Consider the following 26434-nt stretch of genomic DNA (forward strand, 5'->3'; position numbering starts at 1 on the left):
CTCTCAATGGGGGACTCTATTGGTCCGTCTCTTCCTTCAAATTTTCCAACGCCACCCGGGTGGCCTCGATGACGAACTGGGAGAAGTTGCAGTCCGTGCCCTGAATGGCCTTCTCCACCTCCTCCAGGATCTGATTGGGGAAGCGGATGGTCTTGGAGGTGGTCCCGGGAACGGCGGGCAGCTTGAATTTTGCCATACGATCACCCCGTCTTACATTTTGTCATTTACAATGTAATACGTGCTGTGTTATAAGTATGTAAGACAAAAAGTAAGACACCAGGAGGTAATAGGATGGATTGGGAGAGCGCCTATCAGCAGTGCCCGCCCTTCGGTGTTGGTAAAGGCCCTTATACCTGGGAGACCTGCCGGGTGATGGAGACCGTTCGACAGGACCTGGCGGCACTCCGTCAGGGGCTGACCGGAGAAAAAAGCCGTCTGCTGGAGCAATATCTGGAAAGCGCGGAGCAGTACCTGCACAGCTGTTGCCGCTACTATTATTACCGGGGCATGCTCCATGGAACCAGAGAAGCTCTGGAGATTTGGACGGAGGAATACTGCTCCGGAGGGGAAACCGGATAGGAGGACGGGGCCGCAGCCCGCGTAGGGGCGGCCCTTGCGGCCGCCCGCCGGTCTCCGCCCCATGAAAGCAAAAACCGGCGCCGCCCCAGACAGGGCGGCGCCGGTGTTCGTTTTGGATTACTCCGCGGAGATCATATAGTAGTACACGGGCTGACCACCGGAGAGCAGGGTGATCTCGGCCTTGGGGCAGCACTGGGTGAAGAGCTCCAGCGCCTTCTGGGCCTCTTCCTCAGTAACGTCCTCGCCGTAGAAGATGTTGATGAACTCGGCACTCTGCTGGGCGTCGGCCTCGGCCAGGCGGCGCAGCAGGGCGTCCAGATCGGTATCGGTACCGAAGAGCTGATGCTCGGTGAGGGCCAGATAGTCCCCCTGCTTGATGGCAAAGCCGTCAAAGTCGGAATCCCGGGCAGCATAGGTGATCTCGGAGGTGTGGACGTTGCCGATGGCCTCGGTCATGGCGGCCACGTTGTCCTCCTGGGAGGCCTCCAGGTCCATGACCATCAGGGCGGAAATGCCCTGGGGCACCGTCTTGGTGGGCAGCACCACAACCTGCTTGCCCTCGGCCAGAGGGACGCACTGCTGGGCAGCCATGATGATGTTGCCGTTGTTGGGCAGCACAAAGACGATCTCCGCCGGGGTGGCGTCGATCACCTTCATGATATCATCGGTGGAGGGGTTCATGGTCTGTCCGCCGCTGATGACGCCGTCGGCGCCCAGGTCCCGGAACACGGCGGCCAGGCCCTCGCCGGCGGCTACCGCCACCACGCCGTACTTCTTCTCGGGGGCGGCGATCTTCCGGCCGCCCTCCTGGTGGTCGTGGTCGTCTTCCAGATCGTCGGTGCTCTGGATGTGGCGCCCGGCGGCCAAATCCTCCGCCTGGGTGCGCATGTTCTCGATCTTGGCCAGCTCCAGGGTACCGTACTTCTGGGCCTCGGTCAGGGCGGCGCCGGGGATGTCGGTATGGACGTGGACCTTGAAGCAGTCGTCGTCCTCGCCGATAACCAGGCTGTCGCCGATGCTGTTCAAATAGGCCTCAAAGGACTCCAGGCCCTTGTCGGAGGTCTTGCGGACGATAAACACCGTGTCAAAGGTGAAGGTGATCTCCTCGGCGGCAATGGCGGCATAGTCGGTCTTGTTCTCCGACTTGGCGCTCTCCTCTCCGCCCTCAGGCAGGGGCAGACCCCGCAGGGAGTCCAGCATACCCTGGAGAATCACCAGGAAACCCTTGCCGCCGGCGTCCACCACCCCCGCCTTCTTGAGGACAGGGTTCATCTCGGTGGTGTGCTCCAGGGCCACCTGGCCCTCGGCAATGGCGGCCTCCAGCACGGCCTCGGGGTCGTTGGGGGTCTTGCGGGCGGCGTCGGCCGCCCGGGCGGCGGCCAGACGGGACACGGTAAGAATGGTGCCCTCGGCGGGCTTCATGACTGCCTTATAGGCGGCGGCCACGCCGAAATCCAGGGCGATGGCCAGATCCCGGCCGTCGATCTCGTCCTTGTCCTTCACGGCCTTGGAAAAGCCGCGGAAGAGCAGGGACAGGATGACGCCCGAGTTGCCCCGGGCCCCCCGCAGCAGAGCGGAGGCGGTGGTGCCCGCAGCTTCTCCCACGGTGCGGGGCTGCTTCTTGCGCAGCTCGGTGGCAGCGGTGGAGATGGTCAGGCCCATATTGGTGCCGGTGTCGCCGTCAGGCACGGGGAATACGTTCAGCTCGTTGATCTGCTGTTTCTCAAGATTGATGGAGGCTGCCGCATGGATGATAGCCTGGGCAAAGGACGCTCCGTCAATGCGCTCTCTCATGTCTGTGTTCCTTCCTTTCAATGGGCGGGCCGGCCTCAGCCGATGACCATGGAGTCAATGCAAACGTCCACATTGCGCACCTCTGCGCCGGTGGTACGCTGCACGATATAGCGGACCTCGCTCATGATGGAGCGGCTCACCGCCATCAGATTCACGCCGTTGTCTACGATGATGTGCAGTTCGATGGAGACCGTGGAATCCTCGTTATAGGTGACCTTGACGCCCTTGCCCATGGATTCCCTGCGCAGCAGGTGGACCAGGCCGTCGGTCTTGGAGCGCACAGCCATGCCCTTCACGCCGTAGCAGTTGGTGGCGGCGGCGCCGGTGATATTGGTAAACACTTCGCTGCTGATGGTGATATCGCCCCGTTCGGTTTGCAGCTTCATTGACTGATCCCTTCCTTTCGTGGGGTGTCTTCATGGCATCCCCGTCAAAGCGGGGGAAAAGGTTCCCTTGATTTGTCCTTCTATTGTATTCCATTTCACTCCAAATTACAAGGGAAAAAAGTTTCTGCAAAGTGGGAATGTACACTTGTAATTTCCCCCAAAACCGTGTACACTGTACCCATCGGTATTTTGTTTTTACCACAAAAGGAGGCTGTCGGACGATGAAAAAGTTTTTCTGCTGGATGGTGAAGATCCTGGCCGTACTGGCAATGCTGGGTGCGGTGATCTATGCCGCCGTGGCTTACTGGGATAAAATCATGGAGCTGGTGTGCAAGGTGAAGAGCCTGATCTCCGGCACTGACTGCGATTGCTCCATGGAGGACGTGGACTTCGCCGACTGGGAAGAGTAAAAGTCACCTCCCCAAAGCGGCCCTGCCGCTTTGGGGAACAGGTATTCAGCCCGCCGCGCGCAGAATCTGTCCGCTGTAAGCGGACAAATTCCACACTTGCAGGCTGAGAAGTGTTTTTGCCCACGCACATGTCGCGGTCAAAAACAGATTTGGACTTTTTTCGCGCCTGCGGGCGCGAACTCTGCGAGGCTTTTCAAGTACAAAAAGGCCGCTGCCGTAGGCAGCGGCCTTTTTTATTTCTGAGGCGGGCGGCACAGACGGCCGAAGTACCAGCCGGTGACCCCGTTTTTCTTCACCAGGGCCCGGTCTGCCAGCCGGCGGACGATGGACAAGATGTCCCCCGGCTCCACCGCCGGGCGGTAGTCGGTGGATTCCTTGCACAGGGTATCCTCCCCGGAGCGGTAGAGGTAGTCGGTGAGCACATCCACCTGCCGGCCGCTCTCCAGATGGCGGCAGCGGCACAGGGCCCCGCCCCGCAGCAGCACCTCCACCTGGCTGTGGCCCCAGCGGACGTTCACCGATTCCTTGGTCTCCTCCTGGGGGTCCAGCGCCATGGCGGTGGGCAGGCCGTCGCAGGCAAACCAGGAAAAGCCCTCTCCCGGTTTTTGGGGGAGCACCAGGGCGTTGAGCTGGGCGTCCCGCTGGAGGGCGCATCCCCCGTCGATGGAGACGATGTGCTGCTCCTCACACACCAGGGGATGGGTGGTGGGCACACAGGGGTTATAGAGGGTCACCGGGGTGTGACCCACGATGCACCACCGGCGGAACTTCACGCCCCGGTCCAAAAAGCTGTCGTTCTTCATGCAGTCCCAGGCGGACATATCCTCCAGCCGGTCCTCGTCCCACACCCCGCCGTGGACAAACAGGTAGTCCGGGGTGAGCAGGATCTCGGGCATGGCGTCCAGAAAGCGGAGCTCCGGCTGGAAGTGCTCCAGGATCACCTGCCGCAGGGCGGGCAGGTCGTCGGGGGAGCGGGTCTCAAAGCCCGCCTCCTGGCCCATCTGGAGCAGGGTGCACCGGCTGCGCCACACGTTGAGGTAGTGGTGGAAGAACTCGGGCCGCACCTGGGGGGACTCCACAAACTCGGTGACCAGGTCGTCGCAGTTGCCCCGGACGCAGTACACCGTCCGGCGTCGGGAGAGCTCCATCACATAGCGCAGCACCGACAGGCTGTCCGGGCCCTTTTCCACCAGATCCCCCAGCAGCACCAGGATATCGTCGGGGCCGTAGCCCGCCCGGTCCAGCGCCCCCTGGAACAGGGGCAGGCTGCCGTGGATATCACTGATCACCAGCACCCGCCGTCCGGCGGGGAACTCCAGCCGCTGTATCCGGGCCTTTCGTGCCATGGTGACCACCTCGCTTTATACGGAAACTGATTTCTGAGCCTGATACAACTTAGCGTATTCGCCGCCCTTGGCCATCAGCTCCTCATGGGTGCCCTCCTCGGCGATGCCGCAGCCGTCAATGACCACGATGCGCCCGGCGGAGCGGATGGTGGACAGCCGGTGGGCGATGATGAGGGTGGTGCGGCCCTGGGCCAGGGCGTCAAAGGCGGACTGGATGCGGGCCTCGGTGACGGTGTCCAGGGCGGAGGTGGCCTCATCCAGGATGAGGATGGGCGGGTTTTTCAGGAAGATCCGGGCAATGGACACCCGCTGCTTCTGGCCGCCGGAGAGCATGACGCCCCGCTCGCCCACCTGGGTCTGGAAGCCCTCGGGCATCTCCAGGATATCGTCGTAGATCTCGGCCCGCTTGGCGGCCTCGATGATCTCCGCCTCGGTGGCGTCGGGCCGGCCGTAGCGGATGTTGTCGTAGATGGTGCCGGCAAAGAGGAACACATCCTGCTGAACGATGCCGATGTGCTCCCGCAGGTCGTGCTGCTTGAGCTCCCGCACGTCCTGACCGTCCACCAGCACCCGGCCGTCGGTGACGTCATAGAACCGGGGAATGAGCTGGCACAGGGTGGACTTGCCGCCGCCGGAGGGGCCCACCACCGCCACGGTCTCGCCGGGGCTGACGTGGAGGGTGATGTGCTCCAGCACGGGCTCGGGGGAGGACTCGTACCGGAAGGTCACGTCGTCCACCAGGATGTCGCCCTTCACGTGGTCCAGGGTGCGGGCATCGGGGGCGTCCTGGATGTCAGGCTCCACCCGCATGAGCTCGGTGAACCGCTTGAAGCCTGCCATGCCCTGCATGAACTGCTCCACAAAGGCGGACAGCTTGCGGATGGGGGTAATAAAGGTAGTGACGTACAGGGCGAAGGTGGTCAGGTCGATGAAGTCCATCTGGCCCTCCATGATGAGGAAGCCGCCGAAGGCGATGACCAGCACCGACAGGATGCCCATGAAGAACTCCATACCCGACTGGTAGAAGGCCATGGTCTTGTAGTAGCCCCGCTTGGCCCCCCGGAACTGGTCGTTGGCGGCGTTGAACTTGGCGCTCTCAGCGTCCTCGTTGGCGAAGGCCTTGGCGGTGCGCATGCCGGAGATGGAGGACTCCACCTCGCCGTTGATACCGGCCAGCTTGGCCTTGACCTCGATGGAGGCCCGCATCATTTTCTTCCGGGTGAGAGCGGTGAAGGCGATGAAGATGGGGATGACGGCGAACACCACCAGGGCCAGCTGCCACTGGATGGTGAGCATGATGCAGAAGGCGCCCAGAATGGTCACCGAGGAGATGAACAGGTCCTCCGGGCCGTGGTGGGCCAGCTCGGTGATCTCAAAGAGGTCGCCGGTGACCCGGCTCATGAGCTGGCCGGTGCGGTTCTTGTCGTAGAAGGAGAAGGACAGGTCCTGCATGTGGGAGAACAGGTCCCGGCGGATATCCGCCTCCATGCGCACGCCCAGCAAGTGGCCCCAGTAGGTGACGATGAAGTAGAATACCCCCTTGAGCACATAGGCCAGGGCCAGGGCGGCCATGACCACAAAGAAGGCGGTAAACATCTGGTTGGGCAGCAGGTTCTGCATGGCCTCACGGGACACCATGGGGAAGAGCAGATCCACGATGCAGATCAGCAGGGCGCACACCATATCCAGCAGGAACAGCTTCCAGTGGGGCTTGTAATAGGAAGCGAATATCCGCAGATAGCCCCGGTTTTTAAAGTCTTTTTGGTTGGTCATGACTCTCTCCTCTCAAAAATCCGTTACCTTGTAGTATAGCCCGCCATGGTTGGCTTTGTCAACCGATGGCGCTCACGCAAAAGAAGGCCCAGAATGCCCCATCAACACCAGGGCCAGGAAAAACCGGTTGCACCCTTCCAAGCGTTGCAGTACAATAAAATCAAGCGAATGGAACGGGCGGGCGTGGGAGTATCGCACCCCCTGTCTCTATGGGGGAATACCCCCCACGCAGCAAATCATCCGCGCCATGCTTACTGCCCGCAGATCCATTCATTTTTTGCAAAGGAGTTGGTCCCAGTGGAAGGATGGAAACGAATGTTAGGCGCTTTGCTGGCAATCCTCCTGCTGACAGGCGCCGTCCCGGTCTATGCCGCGGAGCAGACAGAGATGCCGGACTATTTCGGCATTCAGTCTGACGCTGTGAAGACGACAACCGGCCACACCTTTACCCTCAGCTATGGACGGCCCGGCGAAGAGGTCTATGACAGTTTTGAAGTAACGGATGATTTCTATTACGCCATAGAACCAGACGGCCAAATTACAGTGACCAACACCAACCCCTCTGATACCGGGTTTGTGTACATGTACTGTGAGGTATACTATCCCAAGACCTCCATGACGGGCTATGACGGAAGCACGATCCAGATTCCCGGCGGATATTTCTGCGATGTGGATGAGGACCTTTATTATTTGGGCGAAAACGGCCAGTGGATCTCCGTCTGGTACGGCTACTGGCTCCTGGGCGCGGTGACGGAGGATGACCGTCCGGGCAAGCTGCTGGACTACGGGGAGTCCTGTACCTTCCGCCTGCCTGACGCCGGAACCGACGGGGCCTATCTGCTCCACTGCTTCTACTTTGACTCGGCAATCACCAACACCCAGCCCGGCGAGGATGCCGTCTATACCGAGTACCAGCGCAATCTCTACATGTATCAAGATACCGCCGACACTGTGGCCGGCTTTACCGACGTACACGAGAGCGACTATTACGCCGACGCGGTGGTATGGGCCAAGGAAAACGGCGTCACCGGCGGCACCTCCGCCACCACCTTCTCGCCTGCCGCCACCGTTACCCGGGCCGAGGCTGTGACCTTCCTGTGGCGGGCCGCCGGATCGCCGGAGCCCTCCTCCCTGGTCTCCCCCTATACGGACGTGACCAACAAGGGATCTTACTACTATAAGGCCGTCCTGTGGGCGGCGGAGCAGGGGATCACCGGCGGCATCGGCAACAACCAGTTCGGGCCCACCGTTACCCTGGCCTATGACCAGATCCTGACCATGCTCTGCCGGGCCATGGGAGAGAGCGCCGCCGGCAGCGACTGGTCCGCCGCGGCAGTTAGCTGGGCCTCCAAAAACGGCCTCACCGACGGGCTGACCTTCAGTGCCAAAGCAAACTGTCCCCGCTCCGATGTGGTCTACTGCCTGTGGAAGCAGCTGTCCGACGGCACGCCCATTCAGCCCGGCGGCCAGGACCAGACCTCCCAGGGTCCCACGGAGCAGGAGGTCTACAACACCATCGTGGCCCTCAAGGCAGACTATCCCGAGGGGATGCGCTGGACCAACGACAACTACTACCACTCTGACGCCATGCATTTAACCGGCTACGGCTGCGAAGGCTTTGCTCTGATTTGCAGCGATACGGCCTTTGGCGATCTGCCCGCCCGGACCCACACCTCCTTTGACCAGATCCGGGTGGGGGACCTGATCCGGGTGGGGAACTACCACACCATCGTGGTCCTGGAGAAAAAGAGCAACTCGGTGATCGTTACCGAGGGCAACTTCAACAGCTCCATCCACTGGGGGCGGGAAGTGACCCGAGCCAGTCTGGAGCAGTCCGGCTTCTCCGTGCGCACCCGCTATCCTGAGGCATAACACAGCTGCCCCATACACCGCCCCGGAGCTTCCGGGGCGGTTTTTTCCCCACTCTACCGCTGTTCGGTTGCCAAATTTCTGTCCATGAGCTATGCTGAAGAGGAGAGGTGATCCCTGTGTACGACATGGACAAACAGGCCTTTGGCGCCTTTGTGGCCGGGCTGCGGAAGGAAAAGGGCTGGACCCAGCGGGAGCTGGCCGACCAGCTCCACATCACCGACAAGGCGGTGAGCAAGTGGGAGACGGGCGCCAGCATCCCGGACACCGCCCTGCTCATCCCTCTGGCCGAGCTGCTGGGGGTGACGGTGACCGAGCTGCTGCTCTGCCAGCGGCAGGAGAAGCCCATGGAGCCGGAGGCGGTGGAGGATGTGGTCAAGACCGCCATCCGCTACGCCGGGGGCAAGCCCAAGCGGGCCTGGCAGGAGAAGGGGCGCTGGCCCCTGTGGTACGGCCTGTCTCTGGTCATGGGCGTGCTGGGGCTGTGGGCCAACTGGACCTGGACGGGCATCCCCGAGGTGCTGCTGACCCCCGTCCTGCTGGGGGCCATCTTTGGGGCCTGGTTCTGCTTCTTCACCCGGCTCACCCTGCCGGAGCTCTACGACCAGCATCCCATCGGCATGGTGGTGGACGGGCCCTTCCGCATGAACATGCCCGGTCTCACCTTCAACAACCGCAACTGGCCCCACATCGTTACGGCGGGGCGGGTGTGGTCCTGCACCGTCATGGCCGGGCTGCCTCTGCTGTCTCTGGCCCTGGGGCTGCTGGTTCCTGCCCTATGGGAAGTGATCCAGCTGTGGGTGATCCTGGTGCTCACCCTGGGCGGGCTGTTCATCCCCTTCTACCTGGTGGGCAAAAAGTATCAATGATACCGACCGGCAGCCTGTGAGACAGGCTGCCGGTCTTTTTTCCGCCCGAACAGGATGAGGTCCGCCGCTGGCTGGCTTGGCTATCTCTCCGATAAACGGAGCGTCAGCTCTATTTCATCCCCGTCCTCTGCTCCGGTCTCTGTAAAGCCTTTGCTTTTATACAGATTCAGTGCCCGGACATTCTCTCTGTTACAGGTCAAGGTTACCCGATTGGAAGCGCCAAAGGGTTTGGTCCCGATGTAATCCAGTACCCGGTCCAATGCAGCGCTGCCATAGCCCCGGCCCTGATAGGATTCATCCACAACCATATGCCATATGTCATATTCCGGGATATCATAGTCGTAAATCACCATAACATAGCCCACCATGGTGTCACCTTTATAAATTCCAAAAGGCTGGCATTGTTCCCGATAGACGTAGGCTTGTGCAAGGCTGCGGATCGGATGGGAGACAAAACGCTCCTGTCCCGGTGCAAGGTTCAGATGAAATGCGTCGATAAAGTTTTCTTCGGTAATGTTTCTGAGTTGAATCATAAATTCCTCCATAAATCGTCCTGTCTGGTTTGTATGAATATCTATGGAAGAACCAACGATTGCATCAAGACGCAAAAAAGCCGTGGTTGATCCACCACGGCAAAAGAAGTCTATCAAAAGCGATTATACTGCAGCCGAGGCCTTCAAAAGATATTCAGATTTCCTGTTCCCTCTGTTATTTCTCATAATGAAGCACCTCGCTTTCCTTTCAATTTGATATTATCATAATACCGCTCATCCATCCTGTCAATCACTGCTTTTTGCCCAAAACAGGCGGCCGGCTTGCTTCCGTTCCGGTTTGGTGATAGAATGGGCTGGATTTTTTACAGACAAAGAGGGAAAGTCAATGCTGGAATATCTGCTGATGGTGGCCTCCCAGGTGGGCACCATGTTTCTGATGATGGCGGTGGGCTTCGTGCTGGCCAAAATGGGCAAGCTGACCCAGGCGTCCATCCCCCAAATGACCAATCTGCTGCTCACCGTGGTGCTCCCCTGCATGCTCATCAATTCCCTGCAGCTGGAGCGCACCCCCGCCCTGCTGGGGGCCATGGAATACGCCTCTCTGCTGGTGATCGCCCTGTACGCCCTCTACTGCCTGCTGTCCATCCCCCTGTTCCGGAAGCAGCCCGAAGCCACCGCCAAGGCCCTCCGTTTCGGCACTCTGTACGGCAACGCCGGCTTTATGGGCCTGCCCCTGATCCAGCTGGTGCTGGGGGACCACGCCTTGGTGTACGGCGTCATCAATCTGGTCATCTTCAACGTGTATAACTGGAGCCACGGCGTGGTGCTCATGGGAGGCCGCAAGCAGGTCTCCCTGAAGCAGGCCGTCCTCAACCCCGGCATCATCGGCACCATCATCGCCCTGGCCCTCTTCCTGTGCGGCATCATCCTCCCGCCCATGGTGGGCAACGCTGTCAGCTTTCTGGGCAGCATGAACACCCCCCTGGCCATGGTCATCATCGGGGCTCAGATGGCGGCCGCCGACTGGAAGGCGGTCTTCCGCAACCGGTCCATCCTGGCCGCCGCCCTGCTGAAACTGGTGGCCATGCCCCTGCTCACCGCTCTGGTCCTCTTCCCCCTCCATCCCGAGCCCGACCTGTACTGCACTCTGGTGCTGCTGGCCGGGGTGCCCACCGCCAGCATCACCGCCATGTTCGCCCAAAAGTACGGTCAGGACGTGTCCACCAGCGCCCAGCTGGTCACCGTCACCACCCTTTTCTCCGTCCTCACCCTGCCCTGCTGCGGGGTGCTGGCCGCCATTCTCAGCGGGGCGGCCTGAGGGCGAAATAGTTTCAAATGCTTACAAAATGGCTTTTACCATTTACTTCACAGGCGGGCCAGTGTTAAAATATTGGAATCATCCCATACCCCGGGCGGACTGTCGCCCACAGCACAACGGAGGTTACCATGAGAAAGCAGACCATTCTGACCGGGGCGGCCGCCCTGGTTCTGGCCGTTTTTCTGGCCGCCTGCAGCGGACCGGCTCCGGAGGTCACACCCTCCCCCACCGCCGCGGCCACACCCACGGCTACCCCCACGCCCGAACCCACGCCTACCGCCACACCCGCCCCGCCTGCCGAGCCCCCTCAGTGGGGAGAGCAGGTCTTTACCCAGACCTACACCGCCGGAGACGGCACCCAGGTCATGAGCGTGCGCTACACCCTGCCCATGGTGCAGAACACCGATACCTGCCCTGCCGGCGAAGTCATCAACAACTGGTATAAGGAGGACGGCGCCAGCCGCATGGAGGGCGCCGAGGAAAACTACGAGCAGGTGGTGGCCGACTACGACGTGTCCAAGGCCGCCGGCTTTTCCTTCTCTCCCGTCACCGAGGAGATGAGCTACAAGGTGCTCCTCTCCACCGATCAGGTCATCAGTATCCGCCGCACCTGGTACATCAACAGCGGGGGAGCCTACCCCACCGTGTTTGAGCTGGCCGAGAATTTCGACCCCCAGACCGGCATCAAGCTGACCTTCACCGACTTCTTCACCGACGCCCAGGCCGTCCGGGAGCGGGTGGTGGACGCCTTCCTGGCCTCCTCCGAGATCTCCGCCGGCGGCTATACCTGGGCCCAGATCTCCGCCGCCTATCAGCCGGAGCAGTTCTGCCTGTCCTCCGATGGGTACACCTTCTGGATCCAGGGCAACACCCTGAACAATCTCCACTCCCCCGTGGAGGTCACGCTTCCCTATGACACACTGAAGGACGTGAGCTTGTATGCAGCCCAGTAAGCCCCTGGAAGGCCATACTTATCCCCTGCGCATCGAGGGCTACAGCAGCGACGGCGCCGGTGTGGCCCGGCTGGACGGCATGGTGGTGTTCGTCCAGGGGGGCGTCCGGGGAGAGCTGTGCCAGGTGCGGCTCACCCACGTGGGTCGCTCCGCCCTTTGGGGGGTAGTGAAGGAGATCACCGAGCCCGCTCCTGCCCGGATCGCCCCCGACTGCCCCTACTACGACCGGTGCGGCGGCTGCGCTTTCCGGCACATCACCTACGCCGAGGAGCTGGAGGCCAAACGCACCCGGGTGGAGGACTGCCTCCGCCGTCTGGGTGGCGCAGATATTCATGTCACCGAGATCCTGGGGGCCGCCCGGCCCGACCGCTACCGCAACAAGGCCCAATTCCCTGTGGCGCCCGGCCCCCGCATCGGCTTCTACCAGGCCCGCACCCACAAGGTGGTGGACGTACAGGACTGCCTGCTCCAGAGCCAGGCGGCCGCCCGCCTGCGGGGAGCGGTGAAAAGCTGGATGGTGGAATATTCCATTCCCGCCTACAACGAGAAGGCCCGCTCCGGTCTGGTGCGCCATGTGTATGTACGCACCAACCGCCGGGGGGCGAGCCTGTGCTGCCTGCTGGTCAACGGGGTGGGCGTGCCCCGTGAGGCCGAGCTGGTGCGCACCCTCCGCGCCGCCGAGCCGGGACTTATAGGTATCGTGCTGGGAGTCAACAAGAGCCACTCCAACGTGATTTTGGGGGACTCCTACCGCACCCTCTGGGGCCAGGACTTCCTGTCCGACACCCTGTGCGGCTCCCATTTCCGCCTGTCCGTCCCCTCCTTCTACCAGGTCAACCCCGACCAGACCGAGGTGCTCTACGGCAAGGCGGTGGAGCTGGCGGGGCTCACCGGCAAGGAGACCGTGCTGGACCTGTACTGCGGCATCGGCACCATTTCCCTGGTGATGGCCCGGCAGGCCGCCATGGTGTGGGGCGCCGAGGCGGTGCCCCAGGCGGTGGACGACGCCATCCAGAACGCCCGCCGCAGCGGCATCACCAACGCCCGCTTCCTGTGCGCCGACGCAGGGGAGGCCGCCCGGCAACTGGCCCGGGAGGGGGTGCGGCCCGACGTGATCTGCGTGGACCCGCCCCGAAAGGGGCTGGCGGAGGACGTGGTGGCTACCATCGCCCAGATGGCCCCCAGCCGGGTGGTCTATGTGTCCTGCGACCCGGCCACCCTGGGCCGGGACGTGAAGCGGTTCGCCGCTCTGGGCTACCGGCTGGACACCGCCACCGCCGTGGACCTCTTCCCCCGCACCGTCCATGTGGAGACCGCCGCCCGGCTGATCCGGACAGATGCTTGAATCCAATCCAACCAAACTGCACAGCCGTCCGTCGCTTTTGAAAAGCGGCGGGCGGCTTTTTTGCGCTTGACAGGTTTACTCTAATGTGTTAGATTAAACATGTACTCTAACAGATTAGAGAGGAGGTGCACCATGGAAATCCCCAAGGTATTTGAAAGCGAGTACCGGTTCTGCCGCATCCTGTGGGAAAACGAGCCGGTCAAGAGCAGCGATCTGGTGCGGCTGTGTCAGGAGCAGCTGGGGTGGAAGCCCACCACCACCTACACGGTGCTGCGGCGGCTGGGGGACCGGGGGGTTCTCAAGAATGAGAACACGGTGGTCCGTTCCCTGGTAAGCAGGGAACAGGTGGAGACCGCCCAGATCGACGAGATGGTGGAGAAGACCTTCGGCGGCTCCCTGCCCGCCTTTGTTGCCGCCTTCACCCGCAGCCACAAGCTCTCCCGGGCGGAGGTGGACGAGGTTCAGGCCATGATCGACCGGTTCCGGGAGGAGGAGCACCATGACTGAGCTGTTTTTGGAAGTGGCGGACCGGGCCGTGGCGGCAGGCTGGCTGATCCCGGCGGTGCTGCTGCGGGACAATATCTACCAGAGCGAGTATGTGACCTCCCCCTTTGTGCTGGGGCTGATCCGGCCCAAAATCTATCTGCCCTTCTCCCTTGGGGCGGACACCATGGGCCATGTGCTGGCCCACGAACAGGCCCACATCGCCCGCCGGGACCACTGGTGGAAGCCTCTGGGCTTTGCCCTTACCGCCGTATACTGGTTCCAACCCCTGATGTGGGTGGCCTATCTGCTGTTCTGCCGGGACATTGAGCTGGCCTGCGACCAGCGGGTGGTCCGGACCATGGACCCCATGGGGCGGGCAAACTACTCCCAGGCCCTCCTGGATTACAGCACAGGCCGGCGGCCCCCGGGGGCCTGCCCCCTGGCCTTTGGCGAGGCGGGGGTAAAGACCCGGGTCAGGGCCGCCCTGCACTACAAAAAGCCGGGATTCTGGGTGGTGCTGGTTGCGGTCCTCCTGTGCGCCGGTGCGGCGGCGGCCTTCCTCACAAACCCCGTCGACGCCAAAGAGGAGCCCGCCCAAACCACCGACGCCTTCATCGCCGACACGCTGTCCAGCCTTACCCTGGGCACCGACGGCACCCTATCCTTCACCGTGCCCGATCCCATCCCCACCCTGGAGGATGGCGCGGTCCGGCCCTTCATGACCCTGAGCGCCACCTTTTCCGATCAGGCGGGCAGCTTCTCGGTACAGAAGCTGCTGGACAGAGCTGTGGACTGGCAGCCCGGCCAGACCTACAGCGGCATGCTGGACGCCCAGCGGGGCCAGCTGGTGGGAATCACCTTTGTGGTCTCTCTGGAGTCTGAGGTGGAGCCCGGCGTATATCAGCAATACGCCATGGACCATCTGGAGCTGACCCCGCCCTTCCCCTATGACCGCCCGGCGGGGTACACCCAGCCCTCGGTGGCGGTATCCGCCCGGGGGCAGACCACCGATCTGCTGTACACCTTCTCTGACGGCCAGCAGGCCCGGCTCTCCCTGGCCCTGCCCGCCGGTCTGGAAGTGGGCGGTCAGCTGGAGGAGGACACCGGCCTGCCCGGCCTGGCCCTGCTGCGGGACGGGCAGCAGGTGGGCACGGTGCTGCTGTACGGCCTGGGAGCCACCGACGAGCCCACCCTGGCGGAGGTGGACACCGCCGCCCATGCCCTGCCCATGCAGATCTTCGCGGAGGTGGCCCTCTCCAACCACGCCGGATATGAGGATTACCATGTGGTGACCCACAGCGGCACCGGGGCGGCGGCCACCGCCCACTACGTCTGGCAGGAGCTGGGAACCACCGACGCGGCGGCCACCGATCCCTGGAACAGCATGGACTGCGTGCTGGCCTACGACTGGAGCGTCATGCCCTGTTTCGTCCAGCTGACCCTTCAGACCGGCGTCCTGGACGCCGCCGGCCTCACCGCCCTGGCAGAGAGCCTGACCCTGACCGCCGGCTGACCCTTCCACGCCCATCCCCCTGCTTCGGCAGGGGGATTTTTGTGTTTCCGCCCCCTTTCTCTTGCTTTAACAGGGCAAAGCATTTATAATATAAATATCGTATTCGGGTCCTTTTGACCGGAAGCATATGGAAATCCATTGACTTTAACCAAGAAGAAGGCTTTGCTATGGATATGGAAGAGGATACCTGCGCCCGCAGTTGTATTGACTGCGGGTCTGCCGCTTGCAACGATCTGAACCATTCCGACGCCTTTCCCCCCTTCTGCCTGTCCAAAAATCTGGAGCAGGAGGTGCTGGAGGAGGCGGTGGCCTGTTATCAGGAGGCGGATAACCACGCCGCCATGGTGGCAGCGGCCCAGGTGGAGTGTGAGCACTACTGCCAGTATACCCGGGTGCAGGAGATCGTGGAATTTGCCAAAAAGCTGGGCTTTCACAAGCTGGGCATCGCCACCTGCGTGGGCCACGACAGCATGTTCTACAAATACTCCGACGCACTGGTCACCACTCTGGTGGCCAAGGACCGGGTGCTGGGCCACAACCCCGCGGCCGCCCTGTACAACGCCGAGTCCTACTATAAATCCAAGTTGTTCGGGCCGGAAACGACCTGAGTCCCCGGTATCCCACCCGGGTCAGTCGGTCCGGCTCGTACAGCAAGCCCCTACCATCTCAGATTAACAGGGAAAGGTGGAGCGCGCTTATGTATGAGCAGCACATTCAATCGGCCATCGAACTGACCCGCAGCATGGTACATAGATACTATTGTGAAAACGATGTGGACGCGGTCATCGCCCTGATGGATGAGGATATCATCTGGCTGGGCATCGGCGAGCACGAATATGCCTCCGGCCGGGAGACTGTGGCCGGGATTTTTCGGCAGGTCCGGGGGCAGGTCCCCAAATGCACCATTTCCAATGAGGAATATCAGGCCCTTCCCCTGGGACCGGACGTCTGCCTGTGCGCGGGCCGCCTGTGGATCGCCACCGACGCCTCCACCCAGATCAGCCTCCGGGTCCATCAGCGTATCACCACGGTGTACCGCTGGGTGGACGGCACGCCCCGCTGCCGCCACATCCATATCTCCAATCCCTACGGAGAGATGGTGGAGGACGACGTGGGCTTCCCCACCAGAATGGCCCAGCAGTCCTACCTGTATTTGCAGGAGCATCTGGCGGCCCAGACCGCTCTGCTCCAGCGCATGAGTTACGAGGATTCCCTCACCGGGCTTTACAACCGCAACAAGTATAACGAGGTTATGGCCCGGGACTGGAGCGGCAGTCCACAGCTGGGGGTGGCCTGCTTTGATCTGAACGGGCTCAAGCAGGTCAATGACCACCGGGGCCACAGCGCCGGGGACACCCTGATCTGCCGTGCCGCCCGCCAGCTCCGGACGGTTTTTGACGGCAAGGCCTACCGCATGGGGGGCGACGAGTTCCTGGTCATCGACGACACCCTGGACGAGGCCGCCTTCCGCTCCGCTGTCTCCGCCGTTGAGGCGGGCATGGAGGCCGAGCACATCAGCTACTCCGTGGGGGTGTCCTGGCGGGCCGCCCCGTGCAGCATCAGCCAGCAGGTGGAGGAGGCCGATCAGCTGATGTACCAGAACAAACGGGAATTTTACAGCATCCGGGACAACGACCGCAGACAGCGGTAGCCGTTGGCCGGACATACAGTTCAATCCTTCCGGGGGCGGCGCTGCCGCCCCCTTGCCTTTTGTCCGCAAACCGTGTACAATCCTCTTGCGGCCTGGCCGCATCAGTTTACTTTTTCTGGAGGGATCTGTCATGCGTCTGGCCCGTCCGGTGGGCGATATTACCCAGGGCTCTATCTGGAAGCAGCTTCTGTCGCTCTTCTTTCCCCTGTGGTTCGGCACCTTTTTCCAACAGCTGTACAACACGGTGGATACCGTGGTGGTGGGCCGGTTTGTGGGCAAGGTGGCCCTGGCCGCCGTAGGCTCCACCGGTGTCATCGTCAACCTGACGGTGGGTATCTTCACCGGCCTGGCCGCCGGCGCGGTGGTGGTCATCGCCCAGCGCTACGGCGCCCGCATGGCCGAGGAGGTCCACAAGAGCGTCCACACCGCCATGCTGCTGTCCGTCATCATCGGCGCCATCTTCATGGTGGCAGGCTTTATTCTCACCCCCTGGGCCCTCCGGGCCATGGACACCACCGCCGACGCCCTGCCCGGGGCCATCCTCTACCAGCGGGTGTATTTCCTGGGCATGATCCCCAACGTGATCTACAACATAGGCACCGGCGTGCTCCGGGCGGTTGGAGACTCCAAGCGGCCCCTGTACTTCCTCATTGCCGCCTCTCTGTGCAACATCGTGTTGGATCTGCTGCTGGTGGTGGTCATTCCCCTGGGCGTGCTGGGGGTTGCCATTGCCACCGTGTCCTCCCAGGTGCTGTCGGCAGTCCTGGTGGTGGTTTCCCTGATGCGCTCCGAGGGAGCTCCCTTCCAGCTCTTCCCCACGGAGCTCAAACTCCACCGCCAGCCCCTGTCCGCCATCATGAAGGTAGGCGTGCCCACCGCCCTCCAGTCGGTGATGTACTCCGCCTCCAACATCGTCATCCAGTCGGCCATCAACTCCTTTGATACCGACGCGGTGGCCGCCTGGACGGCCTACGGCAAAATGGACATTCTGTTCTGGATGACCATTACCGCTCTGTCCCAGGCCCTCACCACCTTTGCCGGGCAGAACTACGGCGCAGGAAAGTACGACCGGCTGAAAAAGAGCGTGCGTATCTCGGTGGTCATGAGCGCCGCCATCACCATCGTCATGAGCGCCGTCCTGGTGCTCTTTGCCCGACCCATCCTGTCCATCTTCAGCCCCGACCCCGACGTGCTGGAAATCGGCGTGGAAATGGTGATTTTCCTGGCCCCCTGCTACATCACCTACATCCTGGTGGAGCTGCTGCCCGGCGCCATCCGGGGGGCGGGCAAGTCCCTGGTGCCTATGCTCATCTCGGTATTCGGCGTGTGCGGCCTGCGTCTGCTGTGGCTTTTCCTGGTGGTGCCCGTCCACCACACCATCGTCATGGTGGAGGCCAGCTACCCCATTACCTGGACCACCACCTCGGTGGCTCTGCTGCTCTACTATAAGTTCGGCAAGTGGCTGACCAAGCCGGAGGAGCTCTCCCTCCGCTGAGCGCCACGTCCTTCTTTTCCCCTAAAAGTACAAAAAATCGCCCTGTTTTTTGCGAATGAATCCTTTACAACCGGGCCAGACTATGGTAGAATATCTTGGTCTGTGAACAGACGCTATTTTTTACCCCGGACTTCGTCTCCCGGCTTACACCGGCCGGTCACGCAGCCCGCGGGCACATTGATTGAAAGGTGGAAACCAACCATGATCCGTAAGGACGAAAAGACCGCTGTTATCGAAGCCAACCGCACTCACCCCACTGACACCGGCTCTCCCGAGGTGCAGATCGCCATTCTGACTGCCCGCATCCAGGAGCTGACCGAGCACCTGAAGATCCACAAGCACGACAACCACAGCCGCCGCGGCCTGCTGAAGATGGTCGGTAGGCGCCGCAAGATGCTGGACTACCTGATGGACAAGGACATCGAGCGCTATCGTGCCATCATTGCCAAGCTGGGCATCCGTAAGTAATTACAGAATTGATAGGGGTGGCGCGGACCTCCGTGCCACCCCTTCTTCCCATCCGTCAGAGCACGCTTTTTAGCAGTTGAACCTGGGCCCGGCGGGCCGGACCTGGGTTCAAGTGCTAAAAAGAGCCTGGCTCTGATGTGTGGGAAACACCAATGAAAAGGAGGAACAACCTGCATGTCAACCATCATCAAGCACAAGGAATTTACCAACCGCAAGGTGTACAAGACTGAGGTCGCCGGCCGTCCCCTGACCATCGACGTGGGCAAGGTGGCTGAGCTGGCTACCGCTTCCGCCATGGTGACCTACGGCGAGACCACCGTGCTGGTGGCCGTCACCGTGTCCCCCCGTCCCCGGGACGGCGTGGACTTCTTCCCCCTGAGCGTGGACTTTGAGGAGAAGCTGTACGCTGTGGGCCGCATCCCCGGCTCCTTCATGCGCCGCGAGGGCCAGCCCTCCCTGCCCGCCGTGCTGGCTTCCCGCGTCATCGACCGGTCCATCCGCCCCCTGTTCCCCTATGACTTCCGCAACGACGTGGTGGTCACCGCCACCGTCATGAGCGTGGACCGGGACTGCTCTCCCGAGGTCACAGCCATGATCGGCGTTTCCGCCTGCCTGGCTTACTCCTGCATCCCCTGGGCCGGCCCCATCGGCTGCCTGGAGGTGGGCTATGTGGACGGCCAGATCGTCATGAACCCCACCAACGAGCAGAAGCACGCTTCCCAGCTGGACCTGACTGTGGCCGCCACCGACAAGAAGGTCATCATGATCGAGGCCGGCGCCAAGGAGCTGCCCGACGACATCATGTACGAGGCCATTGTGAAGGCCCACGAGGAGATCCGCGCTCAGGTGGCCTTCATCAACCAGATCGTCTCTGAGATCGGCAAGGAAAAGATGACCTACGACCACGCCGACTTCGACCAGGAGCTCTTTGACAAGATCGTGGAGGCCACCATGGACGAGGCCAAGGCCGCCATGGACACCGACGACAAGAACGTGCGTGAGGAGCGCTGGAACGCCCTCATCGAGCACTGGCATGAGCTCTTCCTGGAGGACTATCCCGAGATGGACAAGTACCTGGAGGAGATCACCTACAAGTTCCAGAAGAAGATCGTCAAGGCCTGGCTGCTGGAGGGCCACCGTGTGGACGGCCGCGCCAAGAACGAGATCCGTCCCCTGGCCGCCGAGGTGGGCGTGCTGCCCCGCGTCCACGGCTCCGGCCTGTTTACCCGCGGTCAGACCCAGGTGCTGAGCATCTGCACCCTGAACACCCTCTCCGCCGCCCAGAAGCTGGATACCATCTGGGAGGAGGAGGAGAAGCGGTACATGCACCACTATAACTTCCCCGCCTACTCCACCGGCGAGGCCCGTGCCGCCCGCTCCACCAACCGCCGCGAGAAGGGCCACGGCGCTCTGGCTGAGCGCGCTCTAGAGCCCGTCATTCCTCCCGTGGAGGAGTTCCCCTACGCCATCCGCGTGGTGTCCGAGGTCCTTTCTTCCAACGGCTCCACCTCTCAGGGCTCCATCTGCGGCTCCACTCTGGCCCTGATGGACGCCGGCGTGCCCATCTCCGCCCCCGTGGCCGGCATCTCCTGCGGCCTGATCCAGGACGACGACGGCGGCTTCACCACCTTCATCGACATCCAGGGCGTGGAGGACTTCCACGGCGAGATGGACTTCAAGGTGGCCGGCACCAAGGCCGGTATCACCGCCATCCAGATGGACATCAAGAACGACGGCCTGTCCCATGAGATCATCAAGGAGGCCCTGGCCATCACCAAGGACGCCCGGTACGCTATCCTGGATGAGATCATGCTGCCCTGCATCGACAAGCCCCGTGCCGACGTGGCCGACACCGCCCCCAAGATGGTGAAGATGAAGATCGACGTGGACAAGATCCGCGAGGTCATCGGCTCCGGCGGCAAGGTGATCCAGAAGATCTGTGCCGACACCGGCGCCAAGATCGACATCGAGGACGACGGCACCATCTATATTGCCGGTACCGACAAGGCCTCCTGCGACGCCGCCAAGAAGACCATCGAGACCATCGTGTTCGTGCCCGAGGTGGGTCAGCTGTACTACGGCAAGGTGGTGCGCATCCTGCAGTTCGGTGCCTTCGTGGAGCTGGCTCCCGGCAAGGACGGCATGGTCCACATCTCCAAGCTGGCTGACCGCCGTGTGGAGAAGGTGGAGGACGTGGTCAACATCGGCGATATGATCTGGGTCAAGGTCACCGATATCGACGAGAAGGGCCGTGTCAACCTGTCCTACCGCGATGCCCTCAAGGAGATCAAGGCCAAGAAAGAGGCCGGCGAGCCCATCAAGTAATTCCAAATAGGATAAAATCCCCGCTGCGAATTGCAGCGGGGATTTTTTGTGTTGTGGGGCCTTACCCCTGCTCCAGCAATTTCATGAACTCCTCGCCGGTGATGGTCTCCTTCTCCAGCAGGTAGGCTGCCAGATTGCGCAGCTGGTCCTCGTGGTCACGCAGCAGGGCCAGGGCTTTCTGATGGGCCTCCTTCACGGTGGCCACCACCTGCTTGTCGATCTGAGCCGCCGTCTCGGCAGAGCAGGCCAGAGAGGTGTCGCCCCCCAGGTACTGATTCTGTACCGTCTCCAGGGCCACCATGTCGAACTGCTCCGTCATGCCGTACCGGGTGATCATGGCCCGGGCCAGCTTGGTGGCCTGCTCGATGTCGTTGGAGGCGCCGGTGGTGATGTTGTCCTCGCCGAAGATCAGCTCCTCGGCGGCCCGGCCGCCGGTGAAGGTGGCGATCTTGTTGGTCAGCTCCGCCCGGCTCATCAGGTTATGCTGCCCCTCGTCCACCTGCATGGTGTAGCCCAGAGCCCCCGAGGTGCGGGGGACAATGGTGATCTTGGTCACCGGGGCGGAGTGAGTCTGGAGGGCGGCCACCAGGGCGTGGCCCACCTCGTGGAAGGCCACGATCTTCTTCTCCTGGGGGGAGATGACGGCGTTCTTCCGCTGGGCTCCGGCGATGACGGTCTCCACGCTCTCCTCCAGGTCGGCCTGGGTCACCGTCCTGCGGCCCTGCCGCACCGCACGGAGGGCAGCCTCGTTGACGATGTTGGCCAGCTCCGCGCCGGAGGCCCCGGCGGTGGCCCGGGCGATGGCGTTCCAGTCCACGTCGCCGTCGATGTGGACGTGCTTTCCATGGACCTTCAGAATGGCCACACGCCCCTGGAGGTCGGGCAGCTCCACCGGTACCCGCCGGTCGAACCGGCCGGGCCGCATGAGGGCGGGGTCCAGGCTCTCCGGCCGGTTGGTGGCCGCCAGCAGCACCACGCCCTTGCTGGAGTCAAAGCCGTCCATCTCGGCCAGCAGCTGGTTCAGGGTCTGCTCCCGCTCGTCATTGCCGCCATAGCCGCCGGTATCCCGCTTCTTGCCGATGGCGTCGATCTCATCGATGAACACGATGCAGGGGGCCTTCTCTCCCGCCTGCTTGAACAGGTCCCGAACCTTGGCGGCACCCATGCCCACAAACATTTCCACAAACTCCGAGCCGGAGATGGAAAAGAAGGGCACCTTGGCCTCGCCGGCCACGGCCTTGGCCAGCAGGGTCTTGCCGGTACCGGGAGGGCCCACCAGCAGCACGCCCTTGGGCAGGCGGGCGCCGATCTCCGCATACTTGTCCGGCTGATGGAGGAAGTCCACCACCTCCATCAGGGATTCCTTGGCCTCCTCCTGACCCGCTACGTCGGCAAAGGACACACCGGTGGAGGCCTCCTCCACATACACCTTGGCATTGGCCTTGCCGAAGGTCATGGCGTTGCCCATGCCGCCGGGCAGGCTGTTGCCCATGCGCTTCATCATGAAGCGGGAGAGCAGCTGACCAATGAGGATGAAGAGGAAAATGGGCAGCACCCAGCTGATCAGGGCGGCCAGGATGGGGTTGGCCTGGGTGGGGATCTCAGCGGTAAAGACGATATCCGGGTCCTCCCGCAGCTGACCCAGCAGCCGCTGCCCGTCGTCGGGCCAGATGCCGGTCTTATAGTAGCCCTCCTTGCCCGAGTCGTCGGTACCGATAAAGACGATCTCCCGGCTGTCCTCGTCCAGGGCCAGCTCGCTTACCTGGTTGTTGTCCACCATGGTGAGAAACTGGCTGTAAGGCACCTCAATGACCTGCCGCTCCAGCACAGTGGGGAAGAAGAAGGCATTGAGGAGCATCAGCACCACCAGGGCCACGGCGTAGTAGAAAATCAGCGGTTTTTTGGGCGGGCTGGGTTTTTTCCCGTCGTCTTTGATCTCTTGCATGACAAATTCCTCCGTAGTACGAACAATATTTCTTATGCTAAATAAATCATAGATTTTTTCCTTGGAAAGTCAATAGCTTTCCCCCAGGTTTTACACATTATTCATATAAGATGTGGAAAACCCGGAGCGGTTTCCCGCTCCGGGTTTTGTCATTCAATATCCGTTTACCAAAGCGTCCAGCACCTTGGCGGCCACCGAACCGGCCACGTCGGCGCCTGAGCCGCCGTTCTCCACCAGCACCACAAAGGCGTAGGGTGCGTCCTCGTTGCGGAGGAACCCGGCAAACCAGGCGTGGGGCGCATTGCCGCCCCCCACCTCGGCGGTGCCGCTCTTGGCGCAGATGTCCATGTTGGGGAAGCGGCTTGCGCCATAGGCGTCAATGACGTTGCGGGACATGATGTCCGCCAGGGTGGCAGCGGTGGACGACTCGATAAGGGTACCCGTCTTTTGGGTGAGCTGGGGCAGGGAGGGCAGGCCCAGCTGGTTTTCCACCTTCAGGATGAGCCGGGGGACGGCGGCCTGTCCGCCTCCGGCGATGGCTCCCATGTAGGTCATGATGGCGCAGGGATTGGCCAGGTCGTTGTACTGACCCACGCCCGCCCAGGCCAGCTGGCCGGTGGTGCCGGAGAAGTCGAACCGTCCGGCGGCGGAGGTAAGGCCGCTGACCTTGTAGGAGGAGGTGAGACCCGCCTTCTCGGTGTAGCTCTGCATAACCTCCGGTCCCAGCTCGGCGGCCAGCTGTCCAAACACTCCGTTGCAGGAGTTGGCCAGGGCCCCGTAGATATCCATGGTGCCGTGGGCGTGGGGGCAGGTGATGGCCTCGCCCCCCACGTCGGTGGAGCCGGTACAGGTCCAGGTCCGGTCAAAGAGGTCGGGGATGTTCTCGATGGCAGCGGCCAGGGTCACCGTCTTGAACACGGAGCCCGGAGGGAAGGTGCCCGACAGGAAGCGGTTCAAGTACACGCCGTCATAGGCCGGGTTGTCCTCCACGTTCTCCGGGGGATTCAGGGGGTCGTAGGTGGGGGAGGACACCATGCATAAAATCTCCCCCGTCTCATAGTTGTATACCCCCACCGCCCCCTTGCGGCCCCCCAGGGCCTGGTAGGCGATGTAGTTGAGCCGGGCGTCCAGGGTAAGGTAGAGGTCGTTGCCGTTGCCCAGGGGGGAGTAGGCCCCGGTGATCAGGTTGAAGCCGGACAGCTTGTCGGCAAAGGCGGTGAGGGCCCCGGTGCCGATCTTGCCCTGGGCATCCCCCACGGCGTGGAGGGTAGCCTTGCGGACGGTCTCATTCTCGTAGTAGTGGCGGCTGCCGTCCTCATCCGCCCAGGAGAGCACGTCCCCGTCCCGGTCCAGCACCCGGCCCACCGAGAGCTGGCCCTGGCTGTTGTACAGGTGGCGGTTGGCGGCGAAGGAGGCCCAGCGGTTTCCGTAGAGCACATAGCGCACCACATAGAACCCCAGCCCCAGCACCAGGGCGGCGGCCAGCAGCAGACAGAGGAAGGCCCTTCTTTCAATCTTCTTCATATTGGTCCTCCCATTGGTCGGTGCGTTTCATGGACAGCTCCGCGTTCTGCCGGTCCTCCTTCCGGGAGGGCAGACGGATGGCAAAGCTGGCGTTCTGGCGGGTATCGGTGGCCTTCAGGTAGGCCAGCAGGCCCCAGGAGGCAATCATGGCGGTGCCGCCGTTGGATACGAAGGGGAAGGTGACGCCGGTGAGGGGCAGGATATCCACCGCGCCGAACACGTTGAGGCAGGTCTGGAACACCATCATGGAGGTAGCGGCACAGGCGGCGATGATGTAGAAGGAGGACCGGCCCGCCCGGCAGGCCCGGACAGCAAACACCGCCAGGGTGACGATGGACAGGATGGCCAGCACCGCAATGATGAGGCCCCACTCCTCGCACAGCATACCGAAGACCAGGTCGGTGTCGCCTGCTCCCACGTTGTGGAGCCAGCCCTCGCCGGGGCCCACCCCCACCAGGCCGCCGGAGGCGGCGGCCGACATGGTGCGGGTCTGCTGGTAGCCGCTGCCCACCGAGGCGTTCTCCCAGGCGTGGCCCCAGGTGGCAAACCGACTCATGATGTAGGGCTTCACCGACAGCACGGTGAGTACGGCGAACACACCGCCGCCGCAGATGAGGGCCAGGGTGGCCCAGTCGCCGGAGCGGAGGTAGGCGATGACCAGGAAGGTGATGAAGAAGATAGCGGCGGTGCCGAAGTCGCTCATATAGGCCAGGCAGGCCAGGCACACGCCGGTGAGCACGATGAACAGGCCCAGGTTTCGCTTGCGGAAGAGCCGCTCCAGGGTGGCGGCACCGGCAAAGATGTAGCAGATTTTGGCGATCTCCGAGGGCTGCACGCTGATGCCGGCGATGGAGATCCAGTTGGCCGCGCCGTACTTGGGGTCGGCCAGACCCAGCTTGTACAGCACCACCGTCAGGCTGAGGAAGCCGATGGCCGCCCCCGCCATAAGCCAGCGGATCTTTCTGGCCCGGTCCAGATCCCGGAGAAACACCCCCAGAATGAGGAAGAGGATCAGCCCCAGCACCACACACAGAAACTGCTTGAACAGGGCTGCCGTGTTGGAGGAACAGGTCACCGACAGGGACAGGGTGGACAGGAAGAAAGCAATGGTCTCCATCTCAAAGCCCACCCGCCGGGTGGCCCGCAGCACCAGGAAGTAGAGCCACATAACCCCCGTGAAGCACAGGAAGGTAAAGGGGATCATGGGGGAGGCCCCGGGGCTCTCGCTGATGATGAGCTGGACGGCGGTAAGCACCTGGAACACGGTCAGCAGCACCAGACCCAGCCAGGGGGACACCGGGCGGGACCGGCGGCGGGAGCGCCGCCGCTTGGCCTTCTCCTCGGGGGAGAGGGGGAGGAGCACTGTCTCCACCCCGCCCACCGCCAGCACATCGCCGTACTGGACGGGAGTGGCGTCGTGGACCGGCTTGCCGTTGACGGTGACGCCTCCCTTGGAATTCAAGTCGTAGGCGGTCCAGGTGTCGTCCTCATTGCGGATGAGGGCGGCGTGCTGCCGGGACACCACCGGATAGTTGAGCACCACGTCGCAGCTACTCCCCCGGCCCAGAATGTTTTCCCAGTGGGTGAGGGGCTCGTTGGCCCCGTTGGGCAGGGTGAGGTAGGCCCACACCTCGGGCAGGCAGGGCACCGTCAGCAGGGAGCGGATGGTGCGGATGAGGATGAGCAGGGCCAGCACGGGAAACACAAAGCGCACGATGGAGGTAAACCAGGCGCACAGCACCTCGTTTTCCGCCAGCCAGCCGGTGATCAGTTCCATACCGCCCACCTCCTTTCGCATCAGAAGCATCCAAAATCGGGGGGCCTGGGCAGGCCCCCGGTCCCTACAGCAATGGCTGCTGAATAAACCGCGATGCGGTTTATTCGTGCGGCG

Annotated in this window: 23 protein-coding genes; 14 read left to right on the forward strand and 9 right to left on the reverse strand. The window is 62.4% G+C overall.

From position 1 onward, the window contains the following. Positions 1 to 16: 16 nt before the first annotated feature. Entirely contained in the window at positions 17 to 196 is a 180-nt protein-coding gene (locus tag B5G34_RS15860) for a YlcI/YnfO family protein (protein ID WP_087339796.1), read from the reverse strand. A gap of 95 nt (positions 197 to 291) precedes the next feature. On the opposite strand from B5G34_RS15860, the gene B5G34_RS15865 reads away from it, so the two are divergent. Next, positions 292 to 579, forward strand: coding sequence for a hypothetical protein (locus tag B5G34_RS15865; protein ID WP_087339801.1), 288 nt, complete (start codon positions 292 to 294; stop codon positions 577 to 579). 117 nt (positions 580 to 696) lie between these two features. Here the strand turns inward: B5G34_RS15865 and B5G34_RS15870 are convergent, their stop codons facing one another. Continuing rightward, positions 697 to 2373 (reverse strand): DAK2 domain-containing protein, encoded by a 1677-nt coding sequence (locus B5G34_RS15870; protein WP_087339804.1) that lies wholly within the window; start codon positions 2371 to 2373, stop codon positions 697 to 699. Between the two features lie 35 nt (positions 2374 to 2408). Then, the gene (locus B5G34_RS15875; RefSeq protein WP_087339807.1) at positions 2409 to 2759 is read right to left on the reverse strand and encodes an Asp23/Gls24 family envelope stress response protein; all 351 of its coding nucleotides are present in this window, start codon (positions 2757 to 2759) and stop codon (positions 2409 to 2411) included. Between the two features lie 221 nt (positions 2760 to 2980). On the opposite strand from B5G34_RS15875, the gene B5G34_RS15880 reads away from it, so the two are divergent. Continuing rightward, positions 2981 to 3169 (forward strand): hypothetical protein, encoded by a 189-nt coding sequence (locus B5G34_RS15880; protein ID WP_087339812.1) that lies wholly within the window; start codon positions 2981 to 2983, stop codon positions 3167 to 3169. A 233-nt stretch (positions 3170 to 3402) separates the two neighbouring features. Here B5G34_RS15880 and B5G34_RS15885 read toward each other — a convergent pair whose 3' ends face one another. Next, positions 3403 to 4515, reverse strand: a complete 1113-nt coding sequence (locus tag B5G34_RS15885) for a metallophosphoesterase (protein WP_087339816.1) — start codon at positions 4513 to 4515, stop codon at positions 3403 to 3405. Positions 4516 to 4530: 15 nt separating this feature from the next. Further along, positions 4531 to 6288: an ABC transporter ATP-binding protein gene (locus tag B5G34_RS15890; RefSeq protein WP_087339820.1), complete on the reverse strand. Its 1758-nt coding sequence runs from the start codon at positions 6286 to 6288 to the stop codon at positions 4531 to 4533. 315 nt (positions 6289 to 6603) lie between these two features. Here B5G34_RS15890 and B5G34_RS15895 point away from each other — a divergent pair, with 315 nt between their 5' ends. Continuing rightward, a complete protein-coding gene (locus tag B5G34_RS15895; protein WP_162609501.1) occupies positions 6604 to 8160 on the forward strand; it encodes an S-layer homology domain-containing protein in 1557 nt (518 codons plus the stop codon). A gap of 125 nt (positions 8161 to 8285) precedes the next feature. Further along, on the forward strand, positions 8286 to 9026 hold the full coding sequence (locus B5G34_RS15900; RefSeq protein ID WP_242957091.1) for a helix-turn-helix transcriptional regulator: 741 nt from the start codon (positions 8286 to 8288) through the stop codon (positions 9024 to 9026). 80 nt (positions 9027 to 9106) lie between these two features. On the opposite strand, the gene B5G34_RS15905 is transcribed toward B5G34_RS15900, so the two are convergent. After that, a complete protein-coding gene (locus tag B5G34_RS15905; RefSeq protein ID WP_087339829.1) occupies positions 9107 to 9559 on the reverse strand; it encodes a GNAT family N-acetyltransferase in 453 nt (150 codons plus the stop codon). A gap of 346 nt (positions 9560 to 9905) precedes the next feature. Between B5G34_RS15905 and B5G34_RS15910 the strand changes: the two genes are divergently transcribed. The 10 genes from B5G34_RS15910 (at position 9906) to B5G34_RS15955 (ending at position 21074) form a co-directional block, all read left to right on the forward strand. Further along, positions 9906 to 10838: an AEC family transporter gene (locus B5G34_RS15910; RefSeq protein ID WP_087339831.1), complete on the forward strand. Its 933-nt coding sequence runs from the start codon at positions 9906 to 9908 to the stop codon at positions 10836 to 10838. 128 nt (positions 10839 to 10966) lie between these two features. Then, on the forward strand, positions 10967 to 11791 hold the full coding sequence (locus tag B5G34_RS15915; protein WP_087339835.1) for a DUF4163 domain-containing protein: 825 nt from the start codon (positions 10967 to 10969) through the stop codon (positions 11789 to 11791). Then, positions 11778 to 13136 (forward strand): 23S rRNA (uracil(1939)-C(5))-methyltransferase RlmD, encoded by a 1359-nt coding sequence (gene rlmD, locus B5G34_RS15920; RefSeq protein WP_204245968.1) that lies wholly within the window; start codon positions 11778 to 11780, stop codon positions 13134 to 13136. Before B5G34_RS15915 ends, rlmD begins: the two co-directional genes overlap by 14 nt. A 132-nt stretch (positions 13137 to 13268) precedes the next feature. Beyond that, on the forward strand, positions 13269 to 13643 hold the full coding sequence (locus B5G34_RS15925) for a BlaI/MecI/CopY family transcriptional regulator (protein ID WP_087339837.1): 375 nt from the start codon (positions 13269 to 13271) through the stop codon (positions 13641 to 13643). Further along, positions 13636 to 15135 (forward strand): M56 family metallopeptidase, encoded by a 1500-nt coding sequence (locus B5G34_RS19305; protein ID WP_242957090.1) that lies wholly within the window; start codon positions 13636 to 13638, stop codon positions 15133 to 15135. The genes B5G34_RS15925 and B5G34_RS19305 overlap by 8 nt, the downstream gene beginning before the upstream one ends. 167 nt (positions 15136 to 15302) lie before the next feature. Further along, positions 15303 to 15743 (forward strand): DUF1847 domain-containing protein, encoded by a 441-nt coding sequence (locus B5G34_RS15935; RefSeq protein ID WP_343286578.1) that lies wholly within the window; start codon positions 15303 to 15305, stop codon positions 15741 to 15743. Positions 15744 to 15832: 89 nt separating this feature from the next. Next, the gene (locus B5G34_RS15940; protein WP_087339840.1) at positions 15833 to 16786 is read left to right on the forward strand and encodes a diguanylate cyclase; all 954 of its coding nucleotides are present in this window, start codon (positions 15833 to 15835) and stop codon (positions 16784 to 16786) included. A gap of 130 nt (positions 16787 to 16916) precedes the next feature. Beyond that, positions 16917 to 18281, forward strand: coding sequence for an MATE family efflux transporter (locus tag B5G34_RS15945; RefSeq protein WP_087339843.1), 1365 nt, complete (start codon positions 16917 to 16919; stop codon positions 18279 to 18281). A gap of 201 nt (positions 18282 to 18482) precedes the next feature. Then, complete coding sequence (gene rpsO / locus B5G34_RS15950; RefSeq protein ID WP_087339845.1) at positions 18483 to 18749, forward strand: 30S ribosomal protein S15; 267 nt, start codon at positions 18483 to 18485, stop codon at positions 18747 to 18749. 174 nt (positions 18750 to 18923) lie between these two features. Next, positions 18924 to 21074: a polyribonucleotide nucleotidyltransferase gene (locus B5G34_RS15955; protein ID WP_087339848.1), complete on the forward strand. Its 2151-nt coding sequence runs from the start codon at positions 18924 to 18926 to the stop codon at positions 21072 to 21074. A 61-nt stretch (positions 21075 to 21135) separates the two neighbouring features. Here B5G34_RS15955 and ftsH read toward each other — a convergent pair whose 3' ends face one another. The 3 genes from ftsH to B5G34_RS15970 all read right to left on the reverse strand — a co-directional run bounded on the left by ftsH (position 21136) and on the right by B5G34_RS15970 (position 26320). Then, positions 21136 to 23019 (reverse strand): ATP-dependent zinc metalloprotease FtsH, encoded by a 1884-nt coding sequence (gene ftsH / locus B5G34_RS15960; RefSeq protein WP_087339850.1) that lies wholly within the window; start codon positions 23017 to 23019, stop codon positions 21136 to 21138. Positions 23020 to 23172: 153 nt separating this feature from the next. Continuing rightward, positions 23173 to 24543 carry a penicillin-binding transpeptidase domain-containing protein gene (locus B5G34_RS15965; protein WP_087339853.1) on the reverse strand — a complete coding sequence of 457 codons (1371 nt, stop codon included), beginning with the start codon at positions 24541 to 24543 and terminating at the stop codon, positions 23173 to 23175. Continuing rightward, positions 24530 to 26320, reverse strand: a complete 1791-nt coding sequence (locus tag B5G34_RS15970; RefSeq protein ID WP_087339856.1) for an FtsW/RodA/SpoVE family cell cycle protein — start codon at positions 26318 to 26320, stop codon at positions 24530 to 24532. Before B5G34_RS15970 ends, B5G34_RS15965 begins: the two co-directional genes overlap by 14 nt. Positions 26321 to 26434 lie beyond the last annotated feature (114 nt).

It is taken from the genome of Flavonifractor sp. An82 (genome assembly GCF_002159265.1).
Taxonomy (GTDB): Bacteria; Bacillota; Clostridia; order Oscillospirales; family Oscillospiraceae; genus Flavonifractor.

Coding starts and splice junctions, on each gene's coding strand:
- B5G34_RS15900 (WP_242957091.1), top strand. CDS start 8,286: ATGGACAAACAGGCCTTTGGCGCCTTTGTGGCCGGGCTGCGGAAGGAA.
- B5G34_RS15865 (WP_087339801.1), top strand. CDS start 292: ATGGATTGGGAGAGCGCCTATCAGCAGTGCCCGCCCTTCGGTGTTGGT.
- B5G34_RS15915 (WP_087339835.1), top strand. CDS start 10,967: ATGAGAAAGCAGACCATTCTGACCGGGGCGGCCGCCCTGGTTCTGGCC.
- B5G34_RS15940 (WP_087339840.1), top strand. CDS start 15,833: ATGTATGAGCAGCACATTCAATCGGCCATCGAACTGACCCGCAGCATG.
- rlmD (WP_204245968.1), top strand. CDS start 11,778: ATGCAGCCCAGTAAGCCCCTGGAAGGCCATACTTATCCCCTGCGCATC.
- B5G34_RS15935 (WP_343286578.1), top strand. CDS start 15,303: ATGGATATGGAAGAGGATACCTGCGCCCGCAGTTGTATTGACTGCGGG.
- B5G34_RS15895 (WP_162609501.1), top strand. CDS start 6,604: ATGTTAGGCGCTTTGCTGGCAATCCTCCTGCTGACAGGCGCCGTCCCG.
- B5G34_RS15970 (WP_087339856.1), bottom strand. CDS start 26,320: ATGGAACTGATCACCGGCTGGCTGGCGGAAAACGAGGTGCTGTGCGCC.
- rpsO (WP_087339845.1), top strand. CDS start 18,483: ATGATCCGTAAGGACGAAAAGACCGCTGTTATCGAAGCCAACCGCACT.
- B5G34_RS15860 (WP_087339796.1), bottom strand. CDS start 196: ATGGCAAAATTCAAGCTGCCCGCCGTTCCCGGGACCACCTCCAAGACC.
- B5G34_RS15890 (WP_087339820.1), bottom strand. CDS start 6,288: ATGACCAACCAAAAAGACTTTAAAAACCGGGGCTATCTGCGGATATTC.
- ftsH (WP_087339850.1), bottom strand. CDS start 23,019: ATGCAAGAGATCAAAGACGACGGGAAAAAACCCAGCCCGCCCAAAAAA.
- B5G34_RS15925 (WP_087339837.1), top strand. CDS start 13,269: ATGGAAATCCCCAAGGTATTTGAAAGCGAGTACCGGTTCTGCCGCATC.
- B5G34_RS15885 (WP_087339816.1), bottom strand. CDS start 4,515: ATGGCACGAAAGGCCCGGATACAGCGGCTGGAGTTCCCCGCCGGACGG.
- B5G34_RS15965 (WP_087339853.1), bottom strand. CDS start 24,543: ATGAAGAAGATTGAAAGAAGGGCCTTCCTCTGTCTGCTGCTGGCCGCC.
- B5G34_RS15880 (WP_087339812.1), top strand. CDS start 2,981: ATGAAAAAGTTTTTCTGCTGGATGGTGAAGATCCTGGCCGTACTGGCA.
- B5G34_RS15910 (WP_087339831.1), top strand. CDS start 9,906: ATGCTGGAATATCTGCTGATGGTGGCCTCCCAGGTGGGCACCATGTTT.
- B5G34_RS15955 (WP_087339848.1), top strand. CDS start 18,924: ATGTCAACCATCATCAAGCACAAGGAATTTACCAACCGCAAGGTGTAC.
- B5G34_RS19305 (WP_242957090.1), top strand. CDS start 13,636: ATGACTGAGCTGTTTTTGGAAGTGGCGGACCGGGCCGTGGCGGCAGGC.
- B5G34_RS15875 (WP_087339807.1), bottom strand. CDS start 2,759: ATGAAGCTGCAAACCGAACGGGGCGATATCACCATCAGCAGCGAAGTG.
- B5G34_RS15945 (WP_087339843.1), top strand. CDS start 16,917: ATGCGTCTGGCCCGTCCGGTGGGCGATATTACCCAGGGCTCTATCTGG.
- B5G34_RS15870 (WP_087339804.1), bottom strand. CDS start 2,373: ATGAGAGAGCGCATTGACGGAGCGTCCTTTGCCCAGGCTATCATCCAT.
- B5G34_RS15905 (WP_087339829.1), bottom strand. CDS start 9,559: ATGATTCAACTCAGAAACATTACCGAAGAAAACTTTATCGACGCATTT.